Origin of the sequence: Luteimonas lutimaris, assembly GCF_039537065.1 — a bacterium.
In the GTDB taxonomy this organism is placed as follows: Bacteria; Pseudomonadota; Gammaproteobacteria; order Xanthomonadales; family Xanthomonadaceae; genus Luteimonas; species Luteimonas lutimaris.
Window position 1 is genome coordinate 1 of the sequence record NZ_BAAAZU010000039.1, and the last position, 598, is coordinate 598.

The 598-nt window shown below is 65.7% G+C and carries 1 protein-coding gene; it reads right to left on the reverse strand.

Annotation, left to right across the window (positions count from 1 at the left end):
- On the reverse strand, positions 1-598 hold a 598-nt coding region (locus ABD679_RS15310; RefSeq protein ID WP_344760888.1), incomplete at both ends, for an IS3 family transposase.

Genomic DNA, 598 nt, shown 5'->3' on the forward strand with positions numbered 1-598 from the left:
TGGGTCAGATTTCGATCGGCGGTCGAACCCGCCAGAACACCTTCGTTGCGGAGCACGGCGGCGAACTCGGCGGGCGTGCATTTTGGCAGGGAGCTGTGCGGTCGCACCTCGTTGTAGTCCTTGCGCCAGATGGCGATGACCGCCCGTGCATGTTCGAGGGAGATGAACCAGTTTTCGTTCAAGCACTCGTCCCGGAACTTGCCGTTGAAGCTCTCCACATAGGCGTTCTGCGTGGGTTTTCCGGGCTGCGTCAGCACCAGCGTCACGCCGTTGGCAGTCGCCCACTGGTCGAGCGCCCGGCCGGTGAACTCGGGTCCCTGGTCGGTCCTGATCGCAGCGGGATAGCCGCGGAAGCGGCAGACCGCGTCGAGGATGTCGGCCACGTTCTGGCCGTTGATCCTTCGGCCGACGGCAATCTCCACCGCTTCCTTGGTGCAGTCGTCCACCACCGTCAGGCACTTGATCGGGCGCCCGTTGGCCAAAGCATCGAAGACGAAGTCCATCGACCAGGTGTGGTTCGGCCCGGACGGAACCTGCAGCGGGCGACGCGCGACCGCCACCCGCTCGCGCTTGCGGCGCTTGCGCACCGCCAGGCCTG